The sequence below is a fragment of the Acinetobacter sp. YH12105 genome, from assembly GCF_013419095.1.
In the GTDB taxonomy this organism is placed as follows: domain Bacteria; phylum Pseudomonadota; class Gammaproteobacteria; order Pseudomonadales; family Moraxellaceae; genus Acinetobacter; species Acinetobacter pseudolwoffii.
The window spans coordinates 51,466-66,645 of sequence record NZ_VPAU01000012.1 but is presented as its reverse complement, the minus strand read 5'-3'; the positions used below and the strand labels follow the sequence as shown (position 1 = coordinate 66,645).

The 15,180-nt window shown below is 42.6% G+C and carries 16 protein-coding genes; 5 read left to right on the top strand and 11 right to left on the bottom strand.

Features of this window, described 5'->3' with window-relative positions; all coding sequences use genetic code 11:
- Window positions 1–72 precede the first annotated feature (72 nt).
- A complete protein-coding gene (gene dapB / locus FTU44_RS09995; RefSeq protein ID WP_005173632.1) occupies window positions 73–894 on the top strand; it encodes a 4-hydroxy-tetrahydrodipicolinate reductase in 822 nt (273 codons plus the stop codon).
- Between the two features lie 58 nt (window positions 895–952).
- Window positions 953–1,597: an START domain-containing protein gene (locus tag FTU44_RS09990; protein ID WP_005094773.1), complete on the top strand. Its 645-nt coding sequence runs from the start codon at window positions 953–955 to the stop codon at window positions 1,595–1,597.
- 50 nt (window positions 1,598–1,647) lie between these two features.
- Here FTU44_RS09990 and FTU44_RS09985 read toward each other — a convergent pair whose 3' ends face one another.
- The 11 genes from FTU44_RS09985 to FTU44_RS09935 all read right to left on the bottom strand — a co-directional run bounded on the left by FTU44_RS09985 (window position 1,648) and on the right by FTU44_RS09935 (window position 12,004).
- Window positions 1,648–2,676, bottom strand: coding sequence for an NAD(P)-dependent alcohol dehydrogenase (locus FTU44_RS09985; RefSeq protein ID WP_180050498.1), 1,029 nt, complete (start codon window positions 2,674–2,676; stop codon window positions 1,648–1,650).
- A gap of 4 nt (window positions 2,677–2,680) precedes the next feature.
- Window positions 2,681–3,262: a DNA-3-methyladenine glycosylase I gene (locus FTU44_RS09980; protein ID WP_004728898.1), complete on the bottom strand. Its 582-nt coding sequence runs from the start codon at window positions 3,260–3,262 to the stop codon at window positions 2,681–2,683.
- A 24-nt stretch (window positions 3,263–3,286) separates the two neighbouring features.
- Complete coding sequence (locus FTU44_RS09975) at window positions 3,287–3,532, bottom strand: hypothetical protein (protein WP_004728896.1); 246 nt, start codon at window positions 3,530–3,532, stop codon at window positions 3,287–3,289.
- A gap of 15 nt (window positions 3,533–3,547) precedes the next feature.
- The gene (locus FTU44_RS09970) at window positions 3,548–4,090 is read right to left on the bottom strand and encodes a M23 family metallopeptidase (RefSeq protein WP_180050496.1); all 543 of its coding nucleotides are present in this window, start codon (window positions 4,088–4,090) and stop codon (window positions 3,548–3,550) included.
- Between the two features lie 69 nt (window positions 4,091–4,159).
- Window positions 4,160–5,188: an A/G-specific adenine glycosylase gene (mutY, locus tag FTU44_RS09965; protein WP_180050494.1), complete on the bottom strand. Its 1,029-nt coding sequence runs from the start codon at window positions 5,186–5,188 to the stop codon at window positions 4,160–4,162.
- Between the two features lie 160 nt (window positions 5,189–5,348).
- Window positions 5,349–5,708, bottom strand: a complete 360-nt coding sequence (locus FTU44_RS09960) for an HIT family protein (RefSeq protein WP_180050492.1) — start codon at window positions 5,706–5,708, stop codon at window positions 5,349–5,351.
- A 94-nt stretch (window positions 5,709–5,802) separates the two neighbouring features.
- Complete coding sequence (locus FTU44_RS09955; RefSeq protein ID WP_180000602.1) at window positions 5,803–6,537, bottom strand: dienelactone hydrolase family protein; 735 nt, start codon at window positions 6,535–6,537, stop codon at window positions 5,803–5,805.
- A gap of 163 nt (window positions 6,538–6,700) precedes the next feature.
- Window positions 6,701–7,390 (bottom strand): FKBP-type peptidyl-prolyl cis-trans isomerase, encoded by a 690-nt coding sequence (locus FTU44_RS09950; RefSeq protein ID WP_005173644.1) that lies wholly within the window; start codon window positions 7,388–7,390, stop codon window positions 6,701–6,703.
- A 48-nt stretch (window positions 7,391–7,438) separates the two neighbouring features.
- A complete protein-coding gene (locus tag FTU44_RS09945) occupies window positions 7,439–8,143 on the bottom strand; it encodes an FKBP-type peptidyl-prolyl cis-trans isomerase (protein ID WP_005094756.1) in 705 nt (234 codons plus the stop codon).
- Between the two features lie 165 nt (window positions 8,144–8,308).
- Window positions 8,309–10,492, bottom strand: coding sequence for a polysaccharide biosynthesis tyrosine autokinase (locus FTU44_RS09940; RefSeq protein ID WP_180050490.1), 2,184 nt, complete (start codon window positions 10,490–10,492; stop codon window positions 8,309–8,311).
- A gap of 435 nt (window positions 10,493–10,927) precedes the next feature.
- On the bottom strand, window positions 10,928–12,004 hold the full coding sequence (locus FTU44_RS09935; protein ID WP_100535470.1) for a polysaccharide biosynthesis/export family protein: 1,077 nt from the start codon (window positions 12,002–12,004) through the stop codon (window positions 10,928–10,930).
- 740 nt (window positions 12,005–12,744) lie between these two features.
- On the opposite strand from FTU44_RS09935, the gene rfbB reads away from it, so the two are divergent.
- Genes rfbB through FTU44_RS09920 form a run of 3 tightly spaced genes read left to right on the top strand, consistent with a single transcriptional unit; the run spans window position 12,745 to window position 15,103 of the window.
- Complete coding sequence (rfbB, locus tag FTU44_RS09930; RefSeq protein WP_180050488.1) at window positions 12,745–13,809, top strand: dTDP-glucose 4,6-dehydratase; 1,065 nt, start codon at window positions 12,745–12,747, stop codon at window positions 13,807–13,809.
- Window positions 13,809–14,684, top strand: a complete 876-nt coding sequence (gene rfbA / locus FTU44_RS09925; RefSeq protein ID WP_074383752.1) for a glucose-1-phosphate thymidylyltransferase RfbA — start codon at window positions 13,809–13,811, stop codon at window positions 14,682–14,684. The genes rfbB and rfbA overlap by 1 nt, the downstream gene beginning before the upstream one ends.
- Window positions 14,685–14,689: 5 nt before the next feature.
- Window positions 14,690–15,103: an FdtA/QdtA family cupin domain-containing protein gene (locus FTU44_RS09920; RefSeq protein ID WP_180050547.1), complete on the top strand. Its 414-nt coding sequence runs from the start codon at window positions 14,690–14,692 to the stop codon at window positions 15,101–15,103.
- Window positions 15,104–15,180: the final 77 nt, after the last annotated feature.

Sequence of the window (15,180 nt, the reverse complement as noted above, 5' to 3'; positions counted from 1 at the left end):
CAATGCATCTTAGTGTTATTCCGCAGTTTTGCTATAGTAAAAGCAATTTTGGATCAACATCAGGACTATGTTATGTCAGCTACACCACGCATTGGAATCTTGGGTGCAGGCGGCCGTATGGGGCGTATCCTCATTCAGGCTGTGCATGAAGCCGGTTATCAATTGGCAGCTGCAGTAGAACGCCCTGAAAGTACCCTATTAGGCGCAGATGCGGGCGAACTTGCCGGGATTGGTGCAGTCGGTGTCAAGGTGGTGGGTAGTCTTGCAGAGGTGGTCAAAAACTGTGATGTCGTGATTGATTTCACTGCACCGGCAGCGACCGTCAATCATCTGAAAATTTGCCGTGAAGCAGGTGTTGCCATCGTGATTGGTACCACGGGGATGAATGATGAGCAAAAAGCTTATTTAGATGAATCAGCAGCTGAAACCCCTGTGGTTTATGCAGCGAATTATTCAGTCGGTGTGAACGTATCGATTAAACTGCTTGAACTGGCATCGAAAGTCTTTGGCGATACGGTGGATATCGAAGTGATTGAGGCACATCACCGTCATAAAGTGGATGCACCATCGGGTACTGCACTTATGTGGGGTGAAGCGATTGCGGATGCTTTAGGCCGTGACCTGAAAGAAGATGCCGTGTATTGTCGTGAAGGTCATACCGGTCCGCGTGAGCGTCAAAGCATTGGTTTCCAGACCATTCGTGGTGGTGATATCGTCGGTGAACATACCGCCATGTTTATTGCCGATGGGGAACGTGTGGAAATTACCCATAAAGCCACCAACCGCATGAACTTTGCCAGCGGTGCAGTACGTGCTGCTGCCTGGGTGGTCGGCCGTGATGCACGTAAATATGACATGAAAGATGTGCTGGGTTTTAACGATATTCAGGTTTAAAACCCAGTCAAAATCATTTATAAAAAAGATCTAAAACTAAAATAAGACGAATAATAAAATGCAAAAAATGATCTTCCTGCTCTGTGCAGTGGTGCTTGGCACCATTGCGCAGGCAAAGCCGCTACATACGCCCAAACTGAGTATTGATAAAAATAATATCAAGGTCTGGACCTATCAGGATCAGCAGAATCCGGTCTTTCTATATAAGGCAGAAACTACCTACCATGCACCAATTGAAAATGCCGTGTCGCTGATTCTGGATATCGAGCATGCCGTGCAATGGGTGCCTTATATGGGCAGCATCAAGGTCTTATCACGTGATGATAAAAAAGGCGAATTTACCTTGTATATGGTGCTGGATTTTCCATTTCCGTTAAAAGACCGCGACCTGATTGTACAGGGCAAGATGATCAAGCAAGCCAATGGACAGATTAGTATCAAGAATAAAGCCATTCAGACCGGTTATCCCTTAAATCCGAATTATGTGCGTTTGACCGATTATCAGGGGGATTGGACTTTTCAAAAGCTGGCCAATAATCAGGTCAAGGTTTCAACTTATGGTTATGCCAATCCGGAAGGCTCGATTCCCTTAACTTTTGTAAATATGTTCGTGCAGCAACAGCCTTATCAGATGCTACAAAAGATGAAAGCAGAGCTGGCCAAGCCTGCAGGCCTTGCAGTTTTGCCGGAAGTATTGCAATAAAAAAAAGACCCAATTGCTGGGTCTTTTTGACAGATTGAAACAGGCAGAGTTTAAGCTTCAAAATCTGCTTTAAGTACAATCCGGTAGCGGGCTTTACCCGAATGCAGATGTTCAATTGCTTGATTCAGCTGTGATATCGGGAAGACTTCAATTTGTGGGGCAATATTTTTACGCGCAGCAAATTGCAGTAACTGACGTAAGGCTGCCGGTGAACCGGTTGGAGAGCCGGTAACAGACTTGGCGCCGCCAATCAGCATGCCCGCCGGAATCGGCATCGGTTCTAATGGCAGACCCAGCATATGCACAGTACCGTTCGGTGCTAAAGTGGCCAGATAAGCCTGCCAGTTCAAGGTGACATTGACCGTACTCAGCAATAAATCGAACTTGCCACGCTGTGCCTTTAGGGCAGCGACATCACGACTATTCACCACATGATCAGCACCCATGGCTTTCAGCTCATCGGTTTTATCCAGATTTGATGTGAAAGCCGTAATCTCACAGCCCCAAGCTTTGAGCAGTTTAATTGCGATATGACCCAGACCCCCAATCCCGATCACGCCAACATGATGAATAGCCTGAATCTGATGTTTCAGGATTGGATCAAATACGGTAATGCCGCCACAGAGCAGAGGGCCGGCACTTTCAGGATCCAGATCTTCAGGCAGAGGAATGACCCATTGCCAGCCAGCACGGACCTTGTCGGCGAAACCACCGGCATGTCCGACAATAGTCGCCACTTGGCCGCCAGTACAGAGTACCTGCTGACCTGAAATACATGGATCACAATACTGGCAGCTTTCCGCCGTCCAGCCAATGCCAACCCGTTGACCCACTTTCAGGCCTTTGGCTTCGCCACCCAGTTGCGTGATGATACCGATAATTTCATGTCCAGCCACGACCGGATAAACGGATGAACCCCAGTCATTATTGAGGACTGAAATATCAGAATGACACAGGCCACAGTATTCTACTTTGACTTCGACCTGATGTGGCTGTAGTTCACCAGCATCGAATTGATAGGGTTCGAGTGCAGCACCTGCTGACATTGCAGCATAAGCGTGGATAATATTATTCGACATAAATTCAGCTCTTCTTTGAATGGGAATATATTGTTTTAAAGTGACAATGATTTTCGTGATCATCGACCATACCGACGGCCTGCATAAAGGCATAGCAAATGGTGGGTCCGACAAATTTAAAACCGGCCTTTTTTAAGGCTTTTGACATGATCTGGCTTTCGATAGTCTGTGCCGCTGCCTGACGATAATCCGCAACATCATTATTCAGTCGTGGTTGCTGGGCAAAAGACCATAGCCATTGCCCTACATTGATGTCTTGCTGTTGCAGCTTGAGCCATGCTTGGGCATTCTCGCGAATGGCATGCAGCTTGCCACGATGACGGATCAGGCGGGCATCCTTAAGCTTGAGTTCGAGTTGTTGATCTGTAAGTGCTGCAATCGACTGAATGGAATATTGAAAAAAATGTTCACGATACGCTTCACGTTTTCTGAGTACGGTAATCCAGGCTAGACCGGCCTGCTGTCCTTCCAGACACAGCATTTCAAACAGGCGATTTTCATCCAGCAGGGCTTGTCCCCATTCCTGATCATGATAGGTGATATACAGCGGATCATTGGAGCACCAGCCACAGCGTTGCAGAGTCATGCCATGCTCCTTGTTTTTATGGTTTTATAATTTAAACACAGCCCATTGATCCTGCTGATTGTCCCAGTACGACAGTTCAGCCTGATCCAGATCGCTAAATTGAATCCACATGTCTTTACCACTTTTGTCGGTATAACCGGTACTGATCAGCAGCGCATCTTCGGTAATTTCCATCACCCAGCCCTGGTAGCTTTGACCATTCAGCACGATTTTTTGTTGATTGCCTGATTCAGCAAATTCTACCAGACGGTTGATCAACGTTTCTGACATGTAAATATCCTAAAATTAACGTAAATAGGGGTAGGGGTTGACCACACCGCGCCCCTTGCCCTGTAAATAAATACCATAATGCAGATGTGGTGCAGTATGTCGGGCATTACCGCTATTGCCCACATAGCCGATGAGCTGGCCTTTTTTGACAGCATCACCCACTTTCAGGCCGCGTTTATGTCCATCCAGATGTGCATAATAATGCCAGGAACCGCCCGGACCCAGAACCCAGACTACTTTACCACCCAAATTGTTATTGCGTAAATCTGCAATCAGACCTTCTGTGGCACTAAAGACTTTGGTTCCACGTGGAGCCATGATGTCAATGCCCTCATGCAAACGTCCGCGACTGCGCGACGCCCCCCAGGTATCCTGTAATTCACGTGCCTGTACACGTGCCACCGGGATGGGCAGTGAAGAAGGCATTCGCTTATTTTGCAGTTTTTGTACCAGTAGCGGATTTAACTGTGCAGAAGAAGGTTGTTTCGGCGTACTGCTACAGGCGGTCAGTAATATGGCAATCAAAGCCACCCAGGTCAAAGCAAGGTATTGGCGCACGCTATTCATCCTTAAATATTGGCAATGCTCATTCTGAGCTGATCGATATGATGCTTTGTCCAGACTATGTCATAGGTTAACGGCAGAGATCAATTTTTTCATTGCTGTCGGCAGACCGCAATCAATGGCTGTCTCTGGACGCATCCAGTTGCTTTGCAGTTCAATCGCCAGATGTTCCTGCTGATCCTGATCCACTGCGAAAACGGTTGCTTCAAGCTGCCAGGTGAAGTGGGTGAAACTATGGCTGATCTGGACTTTTTTAAGGATATTTTTTAGGCCAAGCTGCTGACATTGCTGTTCGAATTCATGGGCATTTTCAATAATTGGCAAACACCAGAGTCCGCCCCACAGGCCACTGTTGGGTCGTTGTTGCCACAGCCATTCATTAGAGGACTGAATCAATAATACTTGTGCTGAGCGCACTGGCACCGGTTTTTTGGCTTTCTTGAATGGTAATTCATTTTCCAGACCCTGCTGATGCGCTTTGCAATGTTGCTGCATCGGACAATATAGGCACAGAGGTTTTTTTGGGGTACAGACTGTAGCCCCGAGATCCATAATCGCCTGGGTATAGTCATGATTACGTTCGACCGGACATAATTCTTCAGCCAGTTGCCATAAAGCACGTTCATGAATGGGTTTGGACAGATCCTCTTCAATTGCGAAAAAACGCGACAACACCCGTTTGACATTGCCATCCATAATCACGCCGTATTGGCGTAAACCCAGTGACATTAAGGCACCAGCGGTGGAACGGCCGATCCCCGGCAAGGCAATCCATTGTTCCAGGGTTTGAGGAAACTGCTGCTGTGCTGTCACCATGCCGGCAGCTTTGTGCAGGTTACGGGCACGGGCATAATAGCCCAGTCCTGCCCAGTAAGGTGCAACCTCATCCCAAGAGGCTTGACCCAAGTCCTGAACGGTCGGAAAACGCTGAATAAAGCGTTCATAATATTGCAGCACAGTTTTGACCTGGGTTTGTTGCAACATGATTTCAGAGACCCAGACTTTGTAGGGATCATCTGTCACCTGCCAGGGCAAGTCATGACGACCATGCACATCAAACCATTCTAACAGGGCATCTGAAAATACAAACATGGATAAATAGCAACCGAATAAGCAGCAGCCATTATAGCGGAATCGGCAGGCCTAAAATGTGAAAAGTAGATAAAAACTGCGGAGTAGTGTGTAGGGATATCGGCTTAATAACACAAACAATAAATGCTCCGAAGAGCATTTATTTTAAAACAGCAAAGATTTAGTCGCTAATCCCCCAGCGTTCATCCAGCTTCAATATTTTGTCTTTATAGCGCGGAATAATATGAATATGCAGATGTTCGACCTTTTCCTGAAACACTTCGCCATCAATAAAACCGACATGGAAACCGGCGGGCTGGTAACGTAAATTGAGCTCATTACGTGCCTGTTCGAGCAAAGACATCAGGCTTTTACGTTCTTTGTCCGTCACTTCAAAAAATGAAGCCACATGCCGGAGTGGAATCACTACACAGTGACCTTCGGATAATGAATTCGGTTCAGGCAGCACCACACCATAATCATTTTTAGCAATGACATCATATTCGTCATAGTTACAGTAAGGGCAGTTGGTTTCAGCCATAGTCAGCATTCTCCTCTGGTAGGATTTATCGTTCTTTTCTTCAATGATTCTTTAAAGTGCTCAGCTTGATTTCAAGTCGAGCACTTATATCTATTTAAGCCAAATGACGTTCCAATAAGGCATACATCGCCGCCAAGCTTTTTTGTTCCGCTTCAGCATTGTAACCAAGATCCACGCCATTGGCTTTGGCCCGTTCGTCGGCGAGCGGGTTGCTAAAGCCATGTTTGGCATCTTCAAAGACAATCACCTCATGCTCGACGTTGGCCGCATGCATTTCTTCACGGAAACTGGCGACATCATCTAAGGTGACCATGCTGTCTAGCTCACCGTGCAAGACTAGAATTTCGGCCTGAACCTGACCTTCTTGAGCCGGTGCTTTGGCAGCAAGTGTCCCGTGGAAGGTGGTCACTGCTTTTAAAGGGGCATTGGCACGCGCCAGATCCAGCACTACTTTACCGCCGTAACAAAAACCGATGGCAGCAAGTTTCTCTGCATTGACTTCATCCTGTGCTGCCAAGGTATTTAAAGCTGCTGTCGCACGATCAACGATGGTGTCCGGATCTTCAAAGGTCTGCATCATCCACTGGTAGGCCTGATCAGAATGGGTGGTCACTTTTTTGTCACCATACATGTCAATTGCCAAGGCCGCATAGCCATGTTCTGCAAGTTCGCGAGCACGCTGTTCGGTATATTCATTACGACCCCACCATTCTGGTGCGACCAGCACACCTGCAAGGGGTGTATCTGTTTCTGGAGCGGCAAAATAGCCAATCAATGCGCTACCATCCGGCGCAGTATAATGAATTTCACGGGTCTTGATTGCTGCCATGCTGACGTCCTCTATTCTTGTTGAACCGTTTAATTAACATATAACATAGCAAAACTGATCTGAATGTGACATGAAAACATTCGATTAATTATGCTTCATCCATATAAAAAAGAGAGGCCGCTATCGCGCCTCTCTGATTGAATATTTAAAAAAACAGTATTGATTACTTCATAATTTCCAGTAATTCCACATCAAAAATTAAGGTACTGTTTGGCTCAATCACATCACCTGAACCAATTTGTCCATAGGCCAGTTCTGCAGGAATGAAGAAGCGGTATTTGGCACCTTCTTTCATCAGTTGCAGGCCTTCAGTCCAACCGGTAATCACTTGGGTGGTACGGAAGACCACAGGCTGATTACGGGCAATTGAACTGTCAAAAACCGTGCCATCAATCAAACGGCCTTCATAATGTACGCGGACATTGCTATCGGCTTTTGGCGATTTGCCTTTGCCTTCCTGAAGAATCTGATATTGCAGGCCAGATTTAGTCGTTTTTATCCCTGCTTTTTTGGCATTTTCTGTCAGAAAAGCCTGACCGATTTTGGTGTTTTCTTCAGCTTTTTGTTTTAATTCAATCAGCTCTTTGGCTTCACTTTGACGTTTAAACTGGGTCAGCACTCGAGCCATGTCTTCTTCAGTTAAAGTGGATTGTTTTCCGGCAGCAGCAGCTTTTAAACCGGCACTGAAAGCATCCAGATCAATCCCTTGCAAAGAGTCGGCATTACTTTTTCCCATCAGATAACCAAAGCTATAACCGACCTGTTCAGCTTCCGGGCTTTTATTGGTCACATCTTTGGCAAGCAGATTGCCAGAACTTAGCAGTAAAACCATCAAGCTTATTTGTATTTTCATATTTATTCTCAAAATAAAGGAGAGCGCATTGCTCTCCTTATTTATAGATTATTTGACTTCAATGAGTTCCACATCAAAAATCAAAGTACTGTGTGGAGGAATCGTCCCTGGCACGCCTTGTTCACCATAACCAAGTTGAGATGGGATATACAGGGTCGCTTTACCGCCTTCTTTCATCAGTTGCAGACCTTCAGTCCAGCCTGGAATCACTTGATTGAGTGGAAACTCAATCGGCTCGCCACGTTCAACCGAACTGTCAAATACAGTACCATCCACCAGTTTGCCGGTGTAATGGACTTTCACGATTGAAGAAGCAGCTGGCTGTTTGCCCGTGCCTTCTTTAGTCACTAGGTATTGCAAACCGGAAGCTGTGGTTTTTACACCCGCTTTTTTGGCATTTTCTGTCAGGAAACTGTCACTCGATGCTTGTGCCTGTTTAGTGCTATCGAGTTGCTTTTGCTGCATTTCTTTCTGGAACTGTTCGTAAGCTGCCTGTAATTCTTCTTCAGTATACGCCGGTTCAGTACGCGCATGTCCTTCACGTACGCCTGTCACAAAGCTATTAATATCGAGTTCAGGTGGGGTTTGATGAGCCACTTCATAACCGAGAGCATAGCTGATTTTAGAAACAGCAGAGGCATCTTTAGATGCTTTAGTCGTTTGAGCAGCTGGGTTTTGAGTTGCATAGTAAACAGGTACTAGCGCGGCACCGCCTAGAAGAACAGCGACAGCAATCGGTAAGGCCTTGCTCATGTATTATTCCAATCTAATGTTATCGTTGAGGTTCATTCCATCTTAGCAGAAAATTTTGAGAAATCTTGCAGAATGGGTGGTTTTTTAGCAAGCAAATATCGCAGTTTGGTAGAGCTTTAAAAAAATAAAAAAACCAGCAATGGCTGGTTTTTTTATTCAAAAAGATCAACTGGTTTTTGTTTTGGTTTTATAGCTATAAGTATAATCATAGCTATAACTACCACCTGCTGAACGCTGGATATCATTCAGGATAAAGCCATTTACGGTACTTCCCGCTTGTTTAAAACGGTTCACTGTCAGTGCCAATTCCTTCATTTGTGTTTTTGCATAGCGGGCCACCACCAGATTGAGTCCGACATATCGGGACACGATGATCGCATCCGTGACCGCCAGGACAGGAGGCGTATCAATTATAATATGATCATAGTGTGGCGTCAGGTGTTGCAGTAATTCCTGAAACCGTACCGAATTGAGAAGTTCGGATGGATTGACTGGATTTTCACCACAGGTGATGACGCTGAGGTTTGCTACATTGGTGCTTTGTACCATCTGTTCCAAGGTAATTTGCTCATTCAGGTATTCAGTTAATCCATATTGATTATCCAAATCAAAATATTTGTGTATATGACCACGACGCAAGTCCGCATCAATGATCAATACGCGTTTATGTTTTTCTGCCATGATGACTGCCAGATTGCTGGAAACAAATGATTTTCCAACTCTAGGCGCTGGACCCGAGATCATAATAATATTGTTTTTGGCCTGAGACAGAGCGAAATGACTTGCTGTCCGGATGCTGCGCAAGCTTTCGATCGCCATATCATCACTATGTTTAAGGGCTAATAAGAACGGCAGTTTTTTCTTTTTCAGCAGTTTCAGTCCCGGTTTCTGAACAGGGGAGTGTGCAATATTGGCATAGACGGGAAGATCCAGTTGGTATTCTATTTGGCTACTATCTTTCACTCCAGAACGGAACATATTGCGGAATAATGCCACCAGAATTCCCAAGAAAGTACCGAAGCAAAAAGTTAAGAACAGAATTAATGGCTGTTTCTGTTTAATCACGTCAATCGGTTCAAGCGCAGTATCAATAACATGTACATTGCCAATCTCGCCGGCTTTGGCAATTCGCAGTTGTTGGTAGGAATTGACCAAATTGGTATACAGTTGTTGTTTGACTTCGACTTCACGAGACAGTTGTAAATACTGGCGTTGTATCTCTGGAAGATTTTTAAGTGTCGTATTGAGCTCACGAATCTTGCCATTAATCACACGAAGTTGAGCAGTAACTTCTCGCATGGTCGGGTGTGCTGCTGCATATTTGGCGCCTATTTCCGCCTGTCTCTGTTCGAGTAGAGCTCGTTGTGTTTCTAAAGTCACACTCTGATTTAAATATAATTCTGACTCCCGGGTGATGTCGACAGTATTATGCTGTTGACGGAATTGGTTAAAGACCCGCTCTGCATCATCCAGCTGTTTTCTTAAATCCGGTAATTGAGCATCCAAGAAAGCGAGGGTCTGAGCAGTTTCTGCTGAACGACGGGTAATATTATTTTGGCTATAAATTGCCAAGATAGTATTCAGAACTTTGGTGATGTGCTGTTTGTCATGACCTTGGTAGCGAAGCTGCAAAATCCCGCTAAGTTCGCCTTTTTCTACAATTGAATAATTGGCAAGAATAGAATCAATCGCTGAGGGTAAAGAGAGCTTTTGCACCTGATAACTGCTATCTAGCGGATCCTGAGTAAAGATCGCGATTTTCCAGTCGCCCTGCGCAGTCTTGAATTGTACTGGCTGGTTCAGTGCACCCTTGAAAATGGTTTCTTTTGTCACAGGATTGATCAGACTAAAGCCCTGTTGTTGAAATTGCAGTAGCAGATTTTTATCCAAATAGGCGGTAGGAACTTCAAACTGTCGAATGTCGAAGCTTTTTTGATCCTCTTTAAAGCGCACAGTTTCAGGTTGATATTCGGTTTGATAATTTACACCTTGAAATAGTCGCTGAACAAAAGTGTCTTCAGTACTGGCAATCTGAAGATCCAAATTTAAGCGATTAATTACTGATTCCAGAATATTGCGTGATTTTAATACCTCAACTTCAGCATTAGATGAAGACATTTGTCCAATGACACTTGAAAGGTTACCCAATAAAGCAGCTGAGGCACCTCTACTTTCTTCGACTTGGACGATGGCATCGACCTTATAATTAATCGCTACAGTGCGTAAATAGAGCAGGACAGCAAGCACGCTGAGCAAGGCACATACGAGGATAAGTTTCCATTGCGCAAACAAGGAAAATAACACCCCTTTTAGGTCAATCATATTTTCGGTATTGTTATTTTTGTTCATAATTTTGCTTTCTAAAAGTTTAAAAGTGATTTTTCCAGTCGATGACGTCGTTTTGAATTAAATTACAGAACTTCATCAAAGATCTGCTGCCCCTGCAAAAATGAATCCCAAATATGCTGACTTTATTGTTCCCTCATGAAAAATTTAGTCTGGTAAAACCAGATATTTTTATGATGATCAGGATAAGATTATTTTTATTCAATCTGCTTCATATTTAGTGTTGAACTACATGGAGTTGCAGGCAGATCCCATGCTATTACGTAAAAAATGCTGTCTTGTGATCAGCGCTGAGTATTACTTCAGCCATCTATATTTATAGATTTAATCTACAAATACGGGCAGATCTCGTTAGTAAACATTCAGTCATTAATCGATGGCTAATACTTTCAAAACAGCTCCCCAAAATCTTTTTAATATACATAGCTGAACTACCTGCTAGCGTATAGCTGTACCAGCAACATTTGAAAATGGAAGAATCTGGCTAACCACTCGTTCCCAACGAGTCAGACCTGTGGCATCCACATAGACAATATCATTGCTGTGCATTTTGAACTTTTTGGCCAAGCCAAAATCTCCCAGGTTTTTTAAACTTAAATGATATATTTCAGTCATCTGGTTATTTGAATTGTCACGTAAGACGTAAATTCGACTAGCACTGGCTGAATAGGGATTAATCCCTTCACTTTCACCGAGAACATCCGCGAGAGTCATCCCCTGGTCACGTATGGGTAAGGGGGTATTCGTGCCTGCTTCACCCATGACATAGATTTTCTGATTTTCACGAGGACTGATATACAGGGTGTCATTGGGTTGAATTAACAGCTTATGTAATGAATATCCTGCCTTTTCTAATGCAATTGTATTGAGGTCATAGGCCACACCCTGACGCACCAATTGAATAGAGCTAGAGTTACCTTGCTCGTTAATGCCGCCGGCCAGACCCAGTGCTGTATAAACGCTCACGGGCTGATCAGACAAATAAAACTGCCCAGCTGATTTCACATTACCCACCACTGAATAACGCTGTCCCTGATAAGAAAGTACTCTCACCACCACATCTGGATTGTTTAAATAAGGAATTAATAGTCGGCGTACTTCCCGATTAACCTCCGGAAGGGTTTTCCCTACTGTTTTATAGCGTCCAATTAATGGAAAATGGATATAACCATTTCGGTCAATTTGATAACCATTGGTATTATCAGTTGCTGTTGGAACTGCACTAATTTCCGGGTAGGCCCATAATTGAAAGGATAAAATATCACCTGGATTCAAACGATAATCCTGCATTTCATGCTGAAATAAAGGTGCGTAATGATTCAGGTGTTGAGTTTGGGCTGACTGCACTGCAGGTAGATTGTCCTGAGTCAATTTTACCAGATTAACTTGAGTTCCCAGTTCGGTTTGATAAATTCCTTCATCTGGTAAATCATAGGTTTGAAAGCCAGATGTTGCTGCACATCCGACTAATGATAGGCTTAAGGTTAAAACGCCTATAAGGTGTCTATTGTTCACTTGAAACCCCTTTATTTTTATATATTTAAAATTAGTATTTATTCGTAATTATTAATTTTTTTAACATGGTTTATGTGATTAACATCTAAAAGTTATAACAAATTATATAGCTTGTCTATACTTATTTTTAGTTCTAAGTATACGTTTGAATTAAAATAGATCAATAACATTTATTAAAAAAAGTATCTAAAACTTCCATTAAATTAAGGTGTAGAGATACAAGTATTACTTAGTTTATTCAGGTAAAACGTATTGTTTATAAATTTTATTGCTTGCAGATTAAGGTGATTATCACAGTATAACTATGCAAAACAAAAGCTTAGAAATAATGAAAGTATTTTCATATTATTTGTGTATACTTTAAAGGTTTTTTAGATTCTATTTTTATTAAATTTCACATATATTTATTCGGCATTAACTAGATTATATAAATGAAGTGTTAATTAATAATCTCTTATTAGTTGAAAGTAATATATCAGTAGTTGTAAAGCTTAAGCTGATTTTTATTGGTTGAAAAGTGTTTTAAAAAAACAATAATTATAAAGTATTGGGTAAGGGGTATAAGAAAAATAATTATCCATAAAATGTAACTATATTTGAGAATAATATTTTTATAGGTGGTGTGTTGAATAAAATTAATATATGTTATAAATAATCAAATAAGAATATCTATGCCAGAAGGCATCAATGAATTAAAAAAATATTTGAAAAGTAAAATAAAAATAAAAGGAATACTGGGAATGGTGAAAAAAATATTAGTGACTGGTGGAGCTGGTTTTATTGGATCTGCTACCGTCCGGCATATCATCAAAGCGACTGAACATCATGTTTTAAATGTTGATAAGTTAACTTATGCAGGCAACTTGGAGTCATTAATTTCTATATCAGCTCATCCCCGTTATCAATTTGCTCAAACTGATATTTGTGATCATGTATCTTTAACACGATTATTTTCAGAATTTCAGCCAGATATCGTCATGCATTTGGCAGCAGAGTCTCATGTAGATCGTTCGATCGATGGTCCAGCTGAATTTATCAGCACCAATATTGTAGGTACATATACCCTCTTGGAGGTCGCACGAAAATATTGGCAAAATTCGGGTGAAATCAAAAAGTCTAAATTTAAATTTCATCATATTTCAACAGATGAAGTCTATGGGGATTTAGAGGGGACAACCGACTTATTTACTGAAGCCACAGCTTATTTGCCAAGTTCACCTTACTCGGCAAGTAAAGCCAGCTCGGATCATTTAGTGCGTGCTTGGCATCGAACCTATGGTTTGCCGGTCGTGGTTACGAACTGTTCAAATAATTACGGGCCTTATCATTTTCCTGAAAAACTGATTCCTTTGATCATCTTAAATGCGCTGGATGGAAAATCCTTACCTGTTTATGGCAATGGTCAGCAGATTCGGGATTGGCTTTTTGTAGAAGATCATGCCCGTGCTTTATATCAGGTTGCGACCAAAGGCAGGGTCGGTGAAACCTATAATATTGGGGGGCATAATGAAAAACAGAATATTGATGTGGTTAAAACCATTTGTGCCATCTTGGATGAACTTAAGCCACGACTCAATGGCCAAATATATGAAAGCCTGATTAGCTTCGTCAGTGATCGGCCTGGTCATGATTTACGTTATGCCATTGATGCTTCAAAAATTGAGTGTGAACTTGGCTGGAAACCACAAGAGTCCTTTGAGACCGGTATTCGTAAAACTGTGCAGTGGTATCTGGATAATCTGCAATGGTGCCGTCGCGTTCAGGATGGTTCTTATCAGCGTGAACGTTTAGGGGAGGCAGTCTAATGTCAAGATCAACAAAGGGGATTATTTTAGCAGGTGGTTCGGGCACACGCTTGCATCCAATCACTAAAGGAATCTCGAAACAGTTACTTCCGATTTATGATAAACCCATGGTTTATTACCCATTATCTGTGTTGATGTTAGCCGGTATTCAGGAGGTTCTTGTCATCAGTACCCCGGAAGATATTGATGGGTTTAAGCGATTATTAGGTGATGGTTCACAATTTGGCATGCAGCTGAGTTATGCGATTCAGCCTCGACCTGATGGTTTGGCACAAGCCTTTATTCTGGGTGAAGAGTTTATTGGGCAAAGTAATGTGTGCTTAGTGCTCGGCGATAATATCTTTTATGGGCAAGGTTTTACCCCCATGCTGCGTCAGGCTGCTGAACGTCAAAAAGGAGCCACTGTTTTTGGCTATCAGGTCAAAGATCCTGAACGCTTTGGGGTGGTGGAATTTGATGAACAGCAACATGCTATTTCAATTGAAGAAAAACCGGAAAAACCTAAATCTAACTTTGCTGTAACGGGCCTGTATTTTTATGACAATGATGTGATTCAGATTGCCAAACAAGTACAACCTTCTGAGCGAGGTGAACTGGAAATTACCTCCATTAACCAGGCATATCTGGAACGTGGTGATTTAAATGTTGAATTGCTGGGACGTGGCTTTGCCTGGTTAGATACAGGTACACAGGGAAGTCTACTTGAGGCAGCTCAATTTGTGGAAACCCTTGAAAAGCGTCAGGGTTATAAAGTTGCCTGTCTAGAAGAAATTGCAATGAATAATAGCTGGTTAAGCAAAGAACAAGTGTTAGCCATTGGTCAAACGATGAGTAAAAATGGCTATGGTCAATATCTGATTTCTTTGGTGGGGTAATCATGATGAATCTTATTGAATGGATTGATTTACCTAATCTGGGAGATCATCGTGGCAGTTTGGTGGTCGCTGAAGCCAATCGGAATATTCCCTTTCATATACAGAGGCTCTACTATATTTTTGGCGCTCAGCCTGATGTTCCTCGCGGGTTTCATGCACATAAAGAGCTTCAACAAATTGGGTTTTGTATTCAAGGCAGCTGTAAAATATTAATGGATAACAGTAAAGAAAAACAAGAAGTGTGCGTAAGTCAGTCCAATAAAGGATTATTAATTCCGCCCATGGTTTGGCATGAAATGCATGATTTTTCTGAAGATTGCATCTTATTGGTATTGGCAAGCGATTATTATGATGAAAGTGACTATATCCGTAATTACGACCAGTTTTTAAAAGAAGCAGATAAAACTTTTATTGCATAGAAAATGAGATCATAAAATTAAGAAAAATAATTCACAAGTATGATGGCTTTGTTACTCAAGAGACTTCAGAAAATAGA

Bases quoted from the DNA above. Each gene is read 5' to 3' on its own strand.
- FTU44_RS09960 (WP_180050492.1), bottom strand. From the start codon at position 5,708: ATGGCTGAAACCAACTGCCCTTACTGTAACTATGACGAATATGATGTC.
- dapB (WP_005173632.1), top strand. From the start codon at position 73: ATGTCAGCTACACCACGCATTGGAATCTTGGGTGCAGGCGGCCGTATG.
- rfbB (WP_180050488.1), top strand. From the start codon at position 12,745: ATGGTGAAAAAAATATTAGTGACTGGTGGAGCTGGTTTTATTGGATCT.
- FTU44_RS09940 (WP_180050490.1), bottom strand. From the start codon at position 10,492: ATGAACAAAAATAACAATACCGAAAATATGATTGACCTAAAAGGGGTG.
- FTU44_RS09980 (WP_004728898.1), bottom strand. From the start codon at position 3,262: ATGACTCTGCAACGCTGTGGCTGGTGCTCCAATGATCCGCTGTATATC.
- FTU44_RS09945 (WP_005094756.1), bottom strand. From the start codon at position 8,143: ATGAGCAAGGCCTTACCGATTGCTGTCGCTGTTCTTCTAGGCGGTGCC.
- FTU44_RS09955 (WP_180000602.1), bottom strand. From the start codon at position 6,537: ATGGCAGCAATCAAGACCCGTGAAATTCATTATACTGCGCCGGATGGT.
- FTU44_RS09975 (WP_004728896.1), bottom strand. From the start codon at position 3,532: ATGTCAGAAACGTTGATCAACCGTCTGGTAGAATTTGCTGAATCAGGC.
- rfbA (WP_074383752.1), top strand. From the start codon at position 13,809: ATGTCAAGATCAACAAAGGGGATTATTTTAGCAGGTGGTTCGGGCACA.
- FTU44_RS09950 (WP_005173644.1), bottom strand. From the start codon at position 7,390: ATGAAAATACAAATAAGCTTGATGGTTTTACTGCTAAGTTCTGGCAAT.
- mutY (WP_180050494.1), bottom strand. From the start codon at position 5,188: ATGTTTGTATTTTCAGATGCCCTGTTAGAATGGTTTGATGTGCATGGT.
- FTU44_RS09920 (WP_180050547.1), top strand. From the start codon at position 14,690: ATGAATCTTATTGAATGGATTGATTTACCTAATCTGGGAGATCATCGT.
- FTU44_RS09985 (WP_180050498.1), bottom strand. From the start codon at position 2,676: ATGTCGAATAATATTATCCACGCTTATGCTGCAATGTCAGCAGGTGCT.
- FTU44_RS09990 (WP_005094773.1), top strand. From the start codon at position 953: ATGCAAAAAATGATCTTCCTGCTCTGTGCAGTGGTGCTTGGCACCATT.